Source organism: Capnocytophaga sp. oral taxon 878 (assembly GCF_002999135.1).
Lineage (GTDB): Bacteria > Bacteroidota > Bacteroidia > Flavobacteriales > Flavobacteriaceae > Capnocytophaga.
In genome coordinates this window covers 2,128,718-2,140,423 of the sequence record NZ_CP027229.1, presented here as the reverse complement: position 1 = coordinate 2,140,423, position 11,706 = coordinate 2,128,718, and the positions used below count along the sequence as shown (strand labels likewise).

The window sequence follows — 11,706 nt, the reverse complement described above, 5'->3', positions numbered from 1 at the left end:
ATGAATTATTTTCTTCCTTTTTTGGCTGTACTCTTAGGCTACTCTTTTGTAACCTTTTTTAAGCCAGCACAGCACCAATATACCAAACTACTGCTTTCATTCAGTGGGGCTTATCTATTGGCTCTCACTGTATTTGTACTCATCCCCGAAGTATACCACTCTCACAGCCATACCCATGATTTCAAGCACATAGGTATATTTGTTATAGCAGGGGTATTACTCCAAATAGTCTTAGAGTTCTTTTCTCATGGTGCCGAACACGGTCATACCCAGCACCCTCACCCTCATGCTCATAGTGCCTTCCCGCTCTCATTGTTTATAAGCCTAAGCATTCACTCCATTTTAGAGGGGTTCCCGCTATCACACGCCCATAACCACGATCTTGTATATGGTATTTTTGTACATAAGCTGCCTGTGGCAATTGTGCTTACTACTTTTTTTGTCAATTCAGGTATAGCCAAATGGAAAACAGCCCTTTTCCTTCTTCTGTTTTCCCTAATGACCCCCTTTGGTACCTTTCTAAGCAGTACAGTACCTGGTCTTATCAACTACCACACCGAGCTTTCTGCTATAGTAATAGGCATATTCCTGCATATCTCTACTGTCATATTATTTGAAAATTCCGAAGGACACCGTTTTAATCTTCTCAAGTTCTTAAGTGTATGTATAGGCTTTGCTGTAGCCTATTTCACTTAATCAGTTCTTTACCCCCAAGCATAAATCATCAAGTTAAACTTTTAAAACCTGTACAGCATAAAGGTCAAAACCCAACCCAACAAAAAAGGACTGCTTTTCTCAAGCAATCCTTATATTTTAAAAATGAAAATTCAGCTGTATAAAACCTATCTTAGCAAGCCTACTTTCCAGCCATTGCGCTTGCGCCTCAGGGTCAAAACTCTTTCTATCTCTTCTAATATTATATTTTAAGAAAAACCCAGGCTCTGTCGATACCGAAAAATTCTTGCTAAAATAATACAATATCCCAAAAAACGGATTAATAGCTATATTAGTATAGTATTGTTCTCGGTTGCCGTAATACAAATAACGCCCCCAAAGGTCTACACCGTAATAAAACTGCCATTTTTTGTAGTCTTTCAGTTGTTTATCTAAACCAATCTTCAAGGCAAACTCATAATAACTGTCCTTACTATTCTCCATCCGATAGTCAGCCCCTACACGATATACAAGGGTAGGATTTTTCAAATACCTATATTCTAGCAAAAAAGCATTACTATCACTTGGGAAAGCAGCATTTACAAATTTAGAAAGTCCTATCCCTATCTGGTGCTTATACTTAGCAGTACTTAAACTATCTGTGCAAACAGAAATAGCATTGCTTTGTTGTGCCAAAGCAATGCTATTTATAAAAGTAAATATAATTAGTAATTTCTTCTTCATTACTCCTCAGAGTTATTAAAAAAACGTTTGAAGATATCTGTTACCTTTTTTTCAAAGTCTGTAATGTACTCTTCAGCTTTCACTTTTGAGCCATCCGAGAAAATAAAGTAAACCACACTTTCATTATTTCTCTCAAATTCGTGTTTCACATCTGCTATTTTTGCTCCATTTTTAAATACTTCAGCCTTAGCGTATGTATTAATTTCTTCATTGGTAAGCTCGCTTAGTTTTTTACCCAATTTATGAATAGCTTTTACATCTGCATGGGCTACTACTTGTAAGTCGTTTTGTACAGCCACTATACGGATATTATCAATAGCTTCTTCTATTGAGGCTACAGAGTTTAAATCACTTGTAGTAAGTTTTATTACTGCTTTAACCCTTGTAGTACAGCCCTCAGGTGAGCTAAATGAAAAATCTGCCACATACTCATCTCCACTTCCAACATCTACTTTTAAGATTGTAGTAAATGGATTAGTGTAGATTTTAAGATCTACCGCTGTCGGACGAACATATCCATTTTCTAGCTTGTAAGTAATGTTATTAAGGTTTACCTCAGCTACCTTTTCATTATCAACAATAACTACGGCATTTCCTTTAGTAGGAAACCTTTCTTCTTCACCTTTTACAGTAAGAGAAACATCGCTATATCCACTAAGCACAGCCCTACCATTATTGGTAGTACTGCTGGCAGTAGCAGGAAATAACCAAGTAATATTACTACTATTGCTACTCACTTCTTTATTCCATTCTTTACTATTAGGATTCCAAGTGTAAGTTCCCTTAAGCCCTTCGTAGTTAAATCCTTGATGTGCAGTTTTTGTTTCATACTGGTTGTAAAATACATTAGCTATATATTCACCCCAGCCTTCACTCTTTTTTGTGTCTTTTATAAGTTCAAAAAGCACATTAGCAAAGCCCCCATCATTAGCTTTTTTTAAGCAATTATAAAAGCTATCCATAGTACCCCTTATTGAAGCTTTAGCTTCTTCAGCACTATACACAATAGGTTTGTCTTCTTCTTTACTACCACACCCCACAAGGGCAACAGCTGCCAAAAGGCTAAATAAAAATCTTTTCATATACTGAATTGTTACTATTAATAATTGCGGCAAAAATACAATTTTTATCACCAATAAATTGTTAAGTTTTAGTTAAAATACCATTGTAATTCAATGGTTTAGTTTTATATATTGTCAGTTTTATACATTACCCCAACCAAATATCCTTTATTTTTCCCTAAAAATATCACTAATACTCTTACCTCTTACCTAAACATCACTCCTTATCTTGCAGAAGTATAGTTTGTCCGTCCTCAGTCTCATACATCACCCCAAGGCGTTTCCCTTTTTTCTGTGTGTTAGCAGCATCTGTAGGGCTATCTTTTACAGTCTTATACTTAGTAATTGTCTTCCCCTCTCTACTGATAATTTCCATATCATCACCCTTCTTCTTTACTATTGTAAAGTCCTCCCCCGAAAAGAAATCAGCCATATTCAGGTTCATCACCATCGATACCATTAAAGCAACAGCAAACACCATTGCCACATCAAAAAGGTTTACTACCACGCTTAGCGGGTCAGCATCATCATCTTTTATTCTACTTACACGTCGGTTCGTCTTCATAGCTTTGCAGGTTGTGTTAATACTCTACTCACATATTCAAGGTTATTTATTTCTTTGGCATACCAGCGTTGTTTAAACTGTAAGGTTACAAGGCCTACAAGGCTAATTACCAAACCTACCACTGTAGTTGCAAATACCACCTGCATATTGTTCGCCATTTTTGATATATCTCCTGTCGATAGCCCCATCAGCGCCGGACTCATAGCTATCAGTGTACCAATAAGCCCCAGTACAGGTCCCACCTTTGCCAGTAGTTTAGAGGTTGCAATATCCTTCTCTCCTTCATTCTCAAAGTTTGAAATCATATAGTCATAATATGCTTCATCAGGTTTATGTTGCAACATATCGCGCAGGTAATGTATATAAAGTGAATTATCCTGTTCAGGCAATAATCCTTTTAGTGCTTCCCCACCATCAGGGGTTAGCGTGCGTATAGCCTCATTCAGCTGCTTATCATTTTTGTATTTAGTAATAAAACGATTGTAAAAACTGCCCACCAGCAATAAGGCGCGCACAAAAAGCACCAATAAGATAATAATATCAGGTATCAATAAACTATCCGATACCAAAAACAAAATTTTAGATATTTCATTCATAATATTTCTAATTACTAATTGTTAATTGTTTCATTCCCATTTCATAGCCATATTCAAAGGCATAATCCAGCATTTTAGTCTCCAGCACACCCACTTTGCTTAGGTTGTGTAACAGTAGCGCATCACATTTCTTAAACTTTCTAAGGTAGTTCCCATCCATAGTAATGTTGTATATGCGCTGCATAAATTGGAACGAGTTGCTTAGCTCCTTTTCAGTAATTGTCTCCAAAGGATTTACAAAGCTCCCAATAATCACATCACACAGCCCTTTTAGTGGCTCTGTCGGGAAGTTGTTCAGTAGCCCTCCATCACAATAAAGACTATCGCCTATTCTCACTGGCGAAAAATAAGGAGGCAATGCCGATGAAGCTATTAGCGGTTGTATCAGTTCTCCTTCCTTAAAGTACTGGACTTTTCCATTCAGCAGGTTTGTAGCAGTAACCACCAAAGGCAACTGTAATTCCTCAAAGGTTTTACATTTAAATTCTTTAGCAAAAAACTTCGTGTATTTAGCACTATCCACCAAGCCTACTTTTTTAAATGTAACCATCGACCATTTAAATACCGGCGTTTCTTTAAAAAAGCGCATCATATCCTCTGGGGCAATTCCACAAGCATATAGCCCTCCTATAAGTGCTCCGCCACTTGTCCCCGAAATTATGGAGGGTTGTAAGCCCTTTTCTTCCAAAGCCTTTAGTAATCCAGCGTGTGCCAAAGCTCGCACACCACCTCCCGAAAACACCAACCCTATTTTCTTCATAATTTTAATCTATTTAATCCCCCTTCTGCTTTTTTACTATCCTATCAGCCAAAAAGCAAGCATAGCACTAACATAAGCAACACCTGTCATAAATAAGAACTGTATGCCCGCCCATTTCCAGCTATTAGTTTCTTTGCGCACTACAGCTACCGTACTTAAGCACTGCATCGCAAAAGCGTAGTATAGTAATAACGAAATCCCTGTACCTAATGTATATACAGGCGAACCATCAGCACGCACCTCTGTACGCATCTTAGCCAAGATTGTACGATCTCCCCCTTCTATCTCAGTGTCCAATTCATCCTCTCCTAAGCTATAAACGGTCGATAAGGTACTTATAAACACCTCACGCGCCGCAAATGAGGCTACTACCCCTATGCTTATCTTCCAGTCATATCCCAATGGGCGAAATACAGGCTCTATTCCCTTGCCTATATACCCCAAAAATGAATATTCTTTCTTTTCCGATTGAATGTAGTGTTCAGTCTCTTTCTCTGTCCAATGCTGCTCTTGTGCTAATAGCTCAGCCCTTTCTTCTACACTGTTGTACTGTTCACCCATCCCGTGCGAACCCAAAAACCACAACACTACCGATATAGCCAAGATAAACTTACCCGCTCCCATCACAAAGCCCTTAGTTTTCTCATATACAGTCACCCCCACATTGCGCAGCAAAGGCAGTTTGTAATCAGGTATTTCTGCTATAAAATAGCTGTTATTCTTACGCATTTTAAGCAATTTATCTAAGATAAAAGCCGAAAGCAACGCCACAGCTACCCCTAAAAAGTACATCGCAAAAAACGCCCACGCCTTATAGCTTATAAATAAGAACTCTCCCTCTGGTATTACCAAATTAATGATGATAAGATACACCGGTAAGCGTGCCGAACAAGTCATAAAAGGCGTTACAAGTATCGTAATAAGTCGTTCCTTAGGACTCTCAATATTGCGCGCAATCATCACTGCAGGCACCGCACAAGCCGCCCCCGATATAAGCGGAACCACACTCTTCCCACTTAGTCCAAACCGCCGCATTATATTATCCATCAAGAATACCACCCTACTCATATAACCACTTTCTTCCAAAACCGAAATAAGAGTAAATAGCACAGCTATCTGTGGTATAAATACCATAATACCCGTAATACCTGGTATCAATCCCTCTACCAATAATTCTGTAAGAGCTCCTGCTGGTAGTTGGTTACTAAGCCACTCCCCTAAATAACCAAAACCATTTTCTATCCATTCCATAGGATATTCCGACCAGCTGAATACTGCCTGAAAAATAACCAGTAAAATAGCCGAAAATACTACATAACCCATAACCGGATGAATCAAAAAGCGGTCTAATTGCGCTCTTAGTGTTTGCGCCTTTTGCCTATCCACCACATAAGCTCCCTCCAGCACTTCCTTTATAAACTGAAACCTTATAATAGTCTCTTTCTGTTGCTTGCGCCTCTGTTCACTCTCGCTTTTACCAAAATCCATACCCTCCAAGCGTGAAATATCCACGCAGCGGGCTTTAGGAAGTTGTTCATAATTCGCAATAGCCTCTTTTAAAGCATCCAATCCCGTACCCTTGCGCGTGCTGGTAAGTATAATCTTGCACCCCAATCGTGCCTCCAAAGCAGCAACATCCACCGTAATACCCTTTCGCTCCATCTGGTCGGCCATATTAATAACCAATAGGGTAGGGCGGGCTATATCTATCACTTGGGTAAAAAGCAGCAAGTTCTGTTTTAGATTAGAAGCCTCACACACCACCACTACCACATCAGGATAATGACGATCCAAGTTATGCGTAAGCACATCTACCGTTACTTGCTCATCTTCCGAACTTGCATACAAGCTATAAGTACCCGGAAGGTCAATAATTTCAGCCTCCAAAGTATCCGTAAGCCTACACATCCCCACCTTCTTTTCCACAGTAATACCAGGGTAGTTCCCCACCTTCTGGTTCAGCCCCGTTAGTGCGTTAAATAATGATGTCTTACCCGTATTAGGATTGCCCACAAGGGCTACTTTTAAATGTCTCAAATTGCCAAATATTAATTCACTAATCCACTATTGCTCTCTACCAGTCCTCTAATTAGCCAACAGGATATGTCTTGCCATTTCCTTCCTGATAGATAAGTACACATCATTCATTCTGATATAAATAGGATCCCCAAAAGAAGCCTTTTGCAGCACCTCTACCTCATTGCCCACAGCACATCCCAATTCTATAAGTTTCATCGGTATTTTCTGTATATCAACCGATTGTATAATACCCTTCTCGCCTTTCTTCAGTTGGGCAATGCTATTTATTTTAAAGTTCTCTTCCATAGCTATTCTTATTTAGAATGAATTTGCGCGCAAAGGTACAAAACTATTATCAATTACCAATTAACAAATACTATTTTTTTTCACTCCTTATTATTACCATTCTACAGCCATTCCCTCTTCTCTCCATAACCCGCCCACACCCACATATCATCCTTGCTCCATCACTCCCCAAGGAAGACCCTAAGCTGAACGAACGAATAACGAAGGATAAACGAACTATAAACGAAGGATAGTTATCCAGCAAGCACCCCTCACTATATGAAGTCTGCCTACCCTAAAATAACCAAACCACCCCCTCTGGTACGCTTGTACTTCCTAACCCCTACTTCACCAAGTCTATATAGTCATAAATATCCTGCGGATACACACTCCCAGCAGGCGCCGTATCAGCCGTATGATGCCCCAAGCGCACTATAATCACACCCGTAGTAGGGTTCACAATCACATACTGCCCCAAATGCCCCCGCATCATAAAATAGTGGGTACCCTTGTAGTCCAGCAGCCACCACCCATAACCATACTCAGGGCTCTGCTCAAAACGCGCCTTTACCGATTGCTCTACAAAAGCACTATCCAGCAGCTGTTTCCCTTCCCAATTACCCTTGTGCAGATATAACTTGCCCAGCCTCGCAAAATCACGAGCATTCGAGGCTATACAGCAATAAGCCTTCTCCAAGCCACTCTCCTCACTATCCAGCTGCCACAAAGCATCACCCTCACAGCCCATCGGCTCCCATAGCGCCTCACCAAGGTAAGCACTAAGGGTTTTACCCGTAGCCTTCTCCAAAACCATACCCAGCAAAAAAGTATTGCCACTAAGGTATTTAAACGCCTTTCCTGGCTCCGAAGTAATCTTCAAGTCCAAAATACGTTCCCTGAAATTCGTGTCAAAATACGCCCTCGTAGTAACCGAAAAAGGATTGTAATACTCCTCCTGCCAGTCCAACCCCGAAGCCATCGATGACAGATCTCCCACCGTAAGCTCCGCCCCCAAGCCTTCCTTGTATTGCGGGAAAAAGTCACTTACCTTCTGCTCAAGCCCCTTTATATACCCGTCCGCTATAGCCTTGCCAAGCAATGCCGATACGTACGATTTTGCCATCGAAAACGAATTGCTCTTGCTCTCAGCCGTATAGTTGTCAAAATACCGCTCATACCAAATACTATCGTTTTTAATAACCAAAAAAGCCACCGTACCATATTGTTTTTGCACCGAATCCAACGCCGCAGGCATAGCCACTTTATTGTAATCTTTGTGCAAAGGCCAAGGCTGTGCCTCCCTACTTTTACCTATCACTCTATTGTCAAAATAGCTGTAATCCGACAGGAAAGTAGTCTTATGTCCCGTGCCGTACACCACCCACACAGCCTTCAGCAAGTACCCATAACCACTGATGTAAAGTCCCCCAATCAAGAGAACGAAAAATAACGCCAAAAATAATAAAAATCTCTTCATTTCTTATTGATATTTCTCTGTAAAGCACAAAGATACTAAAAAGATTCAAATACAGCCCATAAACACAAAAAAACACAGCACTTGCACCCTGTATTTAATGCAACCGTACCGTGTCATTTAGCAGCCTTCCTCTCATCCATAACAGTAGAATGGCAAAGCCTGTATCAAGTATCCTAAACAAAAAGCACAAAAAAAGCTGCCCTATAATGAGGGCAGCCCTTTTTCGTGTCTGATTTTAAACTTCTTTCTTAGAAAATAGCCGAGAATATACGAGGATTGATATTCAAGCTGCACCATAACCAGTCTTGGTAACCACGTGCAGGAGTAGCAGGAGTAGCAGGACTAACAGCTTTAACAGCTTTAATACCATCACTTAAGAAGTAAGTAGAATAACCCACTTGTAGGCCAACAAACTTCTGTACATTAAGGCTGTACACCAAGTCAAGCTCACCGCCAAAGCTACTGTAATTTTGGAATTTAGCAGCAGGAGCAAAGTAGTGTAAGGTAGCCCCTAAGTTACTCTTCTCACCAGTGCGTACAGTCGCATTAATATACGGATTAAATAAGCCAGCTTCAGGAATATAATTAGAGCCTGGAGCTCCTACATAGTAATAATCCATAAAGCCGTAGAACTTGTGGTTAGTACCGCTAAAAGGATTAAATACCTTATCACTCGCCGAAGTGTCGTTAGAACCCTTACCGCTTAAGTAATCAATACCTCCTTTTAAGCTGAAAGAAGGTGAGAATTTGTAACCTACATTAGCAGCAAGCATAAAAGCACTCTTGCTCACTCCAGCAGCGTTTTTACCAGTTTGCAAATAAGCAGTACCACCAAAGCTAAGATCTTCAGCTTTACCAGCATAGTGCGCTCCAAAAGTTTGCATATTGTTAGCCTTAGCCGAATTTTCTTTAAAGCCTAAGTTAGCAAGCAAGAATGATAATCCGTGATCAGCATTAATGTAGTAATGAGCGTGAAACGCTTCCAAATGTTGGTAATCTTGTCCACCAGAAGTAATAGTGGTAATAAAGTTTTGTCCTTTAGGTACGTTTACGTTAAGGTTTCCACTAGCATTTGCTTGGTTGTAAGCAAAGAAACTGCGAATAGTCCATTCATCCGATGGTTTCCAATCAATATTCACAGCATCGTGAGCACGACCTGCAGGATGCCAATCCAATGCACCAAAAATACGCTCATCATCAAGTGATATTACTTGGCGCCCTATCTTAGCAGTAAACTCTGATGATAAAGGGAAAGAAGCGTATGCTTCAAATACCGACATACCTCCTGTTGGGTCAATTGCTTGTATTTGTTTTGCTTGTCCCCATACATTCACATTCTGAACTGAAAGGTACACCTTTAGCATATCACTATTCTTGTACTCAAAGTTCAAACGTGTACGGTTATTCACCAAAATAGCTGGTGAGTCTCCTACCAACTGAGGGGTGTAAGCCCCATTGCGGTACTCAAAGCGTGGGCGTATTTGCGCCGAAAGATCAAAGGTATTATTACCTTCCTCCTGAGCTTGTAAGCTGCACGGAGCAATAGCTGTCAAAGCTAATAAAGCTCCTAATTTGAAAAATTTTTCTTTCATAAAGATAGTGTTTATAAATTCGTTTTTAATAGTTTACTATTTTATTCTTTAATCAAACCAAAAGGTAAATGCCATAATACTAATAAAAATGATAGAAAGGATATTTAGTACAAACCCTACCTTTATCATATCCCGCTGTGTCACCTTTCCTGTACCATAAGCAATAGCATTAGGAGGGGTAGCCACAGGTAGCATAAATGCACACGATGCCCCCAACCCTATAATCAATGATAGCCCCAAGGGGTTCATATCTATATTTTTAGCTACTGAAATGAAAATAGGCACCATCAAGGCAGCGCTTGCAGTGTTAGAGGTAAATTCTGTAAGAAAAATGATAAAAGTGGCTACCAAAAGCCCTATTAAGAAGTAATGTTGCCCTACTAACAAAAACTGAACAGAGTCCACCAGTGCCTTACTCGCCCCCGATTGGGTAAGAATAACGCTCAATGAGAGTCCCCCACCAAAAAGCATAAGCACACCCCAGTCTGTATTTTCTTGTATTTGTTTCCATTCAGCAACTCCAAACACCGATACCAATATCGCAGCTATCATAGCTACTACAGCATCAAAATCACCTATCTTATTAATCTGCAAAACAGAAGAGATAGTTTCATTTAAGGTGTCACCAAATATCCAGCAAAGGGCTGTAATAAGAAAAATAAGGATTGTAAGATACTGTTTCCCGTTTAGTTTTTCAGTTACAGTTTCAGTAGTAATTTTAATATTTAGCTTAGGCCTAAAAACCACATACATAGTTCCTATCATAAGAGGCATTAAGCCCAATACAGTAGGCATACCATACCTAAGCCATTCCGAGAAGGTAATATCTAGTTGTGAAGCTACAATCGCATTAGGGGGGCTACCTACCAAGGTACCCATACCACCAATACTCGCACTATAAGCAATACCCAGTATTACAAAGGCATAAGTACCTTTGTTATTTTCGTAATCAATATTTTTAAGTAAGCCTATAGCCAATGGGATAATCATTGCAGCAGTAGCAGTATTACTAATCCCCATTGATAGCAGTGCTGTTACTAAGAAGAGAAAGAAAACAGCCAGCAAAAAGTTACCACGCGCCAAGGCAATTACCTTATGCGCAATATACTTATCCAACTTCTGAACGCTCAGTGCCGTTGCAATAGCAAAACCTCCAAAGAAGAGGAAAATAGTAGGATTCGCAAAGGCTTGCAGGGCACTTTTAGTGCTTTCTAAGCCTAATAGGATAGCAAGCACAGGCACACATAGCGCTGTTATTGTAATATGAATAGCTTCAGTAAGCCACAAGATAGCTACAAAGGCAAGCAAAGCAAGCCCTTTATTAGTTTCTACTTTATAGGGTAGGAACAAAAAAAGTAAAACAGCAATCACTAAAGCTGCTCCAATAATAGCAGGCTTTCGGATAAATTTGGTCAGCATATCAATAATTTTTAAGGGGTTACTTTTTAGTGGTTAGTAACAATAGTAATGCTTTTTTGTAGCAATAAGTTATTGGGCAGGGTTATATCCTCACCATCAGCTGTTTTAAGTAATGTATAAAACGACTTAATATCAATAATTTTTGCTTCAATAGGACACTCCTTATCCATTATCCTTATCGTATTTCCTATCCTAAACGGCGATGAAAAGAATACTATAATACCAGCTGTTATATTGCTTAAAATAGACCATTGCGCAAAAAAGGCTACTCCTATTACCGTAAGTACCGAGGTCACAAAAAGAAATAGCTGTTCAGTTTTAATACCCCATATCGAGATAATGGTAAGCACCGCCAAAGCATAAATAAAATAATCTATATACTTTTTTACTAGCTTAGTACGGCTTTCTCCAAAGTCAGCCTTACGCCCAAATTTCTCAATAATTGTATTTACCAAAAAGCGCAACACTATAAATATTACCAGAGCAATGGCAGTAGCAATAATTTGGTATATATATTCTTTAAAAAGCTCCATA

12 protein-coding genes are annotated in these 11,706 nt (G+C 39.6%); 1 reads left to right on the top strand and 11 read right to left on the bottom strand.

Features of this window, described 5'->3' with window-relative positions:
- Window positions 1-696: a ZIP family metal transporter gene (locus C4H12_RS09605; RefSeq protein ID WP_106098725.1), complete on the top strand. Its 696-nt coding sequence runs from the start codon at window positions 1-3 to the stop codon at window positions 694-696.
- 117 nt (window positions 697-813) lie between these two features.
- On the opposite strand, the gene C4H12_RS09600 is transcribed toward C4H12_RS09605, so the two are convergent.
- From C4H12_RS09600 to C4H12_RS09550, 11 genes are all read right to left on the bottom strand, one after another.
- Window positions 814-1,398 (bottom strand): hypothetical protein, encoded by a 585-nt coding sequence (locus tag C4H12_RS09600; protein ID WP_106098724.1) that lies wholly within the window; start codon window positions 1,396-1,398, stop codon window positions 814-816.
- Window positions 1,398-2,480, bottom strand: coding sequence for a hypothetical protein (locus tag C4H12_RS09595; RefSeq protein ID WP_106098723.1), 1,083 nt, complete (start codon window positions 2,478-2,480; stop codon window positions 1,398-1,400). Before C4H12_RS09595 ends, C4H12_RS09600 begins: the two co-directional genes overlap by 1 nt.
- A 196-nt stretch (window positions 2,481-2,676) precedes the next feature.
- Complete coding sequence (locus tag C4H12_RS09590) at window positions 2,677-3,024, bottom strand: DUF2149 domain-containing protein (RefSeq protein WP_106098722.1); 348 nt, start codon at window positions 3,022-3,024, stop codon at window positions 2,677-2,679.
- Window positions 3,021-3,620: a MotA/TolQ/ExbB proton channel family protein gene (locus C4H12_RS09585; protein WP_106098721.1), complete on the bottom strand. Its 600-nt coding sequence runs from the start codon at window positions 3,618-3,620 to the stop codon at window positions 3,021-3,023. Before C4H12_RS09585 ends, C4H12_RS09590 begins: the two co-directional genes overlap by 4 nt.
- Before the next feature lie 7 nt (window positions 3,621-3,627).
- A complete protein-coding gene (locus tag C4H12_RS09580; RefSeq protein ID WP_106098720.1) occupies window positions 3,628-4,380 on the bottom strand; it encodes a patatin-like phospholipase family protein in 753 nt (250 codons plus the stop codon).
- A 36-nt stretch (window positions 4,381-4,416) separates the two neighbouring features.
- A complete protein-coding gene (feoB, locus tag C4H12_RS09575; protein WP_174688423.1) occupies window positions 4,417-6,417 on the bottom strand; it encodes a ferrous iron transport protein B in 2,001 nt (666 codons plus the stop codon).
- A 48-nt stretch (window positions 6,418-6,465) separates the two neighbouring features.
- On the bottom strand, window positions 6,466-6,705 hold the full coding sequence (locus tag C4H12_RS09570; protein WP_106098719.1) for a FeoA family protein: 240 nt from the start codon (window positions 6,703-6,705) through the stop codon (window positions 6,466-6,468).
- 322 nt (window positions 6,706-7,027) lie between these two features.
- Window positions 7,028-8,161 (bottom strand): serine hydrolase, encoded by a 1,134-nt coding sequence (locus C4H12_RS09565; RefSeq protein WP_106098718.1) that lies wholly within the window; start codon window positions 8,159-8,161, stop codon window positions 7,028-7,030.
- A gap of 248 nt (window positions 8,162-8,409) precedes the next feature.
- Window positions 8,410-9,753, bottom strand: a complete 1,344-nt coding sequence (locus C4H12_RS09560) for an alginate export family protein (RefSeq protein ID WP_106098717.1) — start codon at window positions 9,751-9,753, stop codon at window positions 8,410-8,412.
- Window positions 9,754-9,801: 48 nt separating this feature from the next.
- Window positions 9,802-11,172, bottom strand: coding sequence for a DASS family sodium-coupled anion symporter (locus tag C4H12_RS09555; protein WP_106098716.1), 1,371 nt, complete (start codon window positions 11,170-11,172; stop codon window positions 9,802-9,804).
- A gap of 26 nt (window positions 11,173-11,198) precedes the next feature.
- Window positions 11,199-11,705 (bottom strand): mechanosensitive ion channel family protein, encoded by a 507-nt coding sequence (locus C4H12_RS09550; protein WP_106098715.1) that lies wholly within the window; start codon window positions 11,703-11,705, stop codon window positions 11,199-11,201.
- Window position 11,706: the final 1 nt, after the last annotated feature.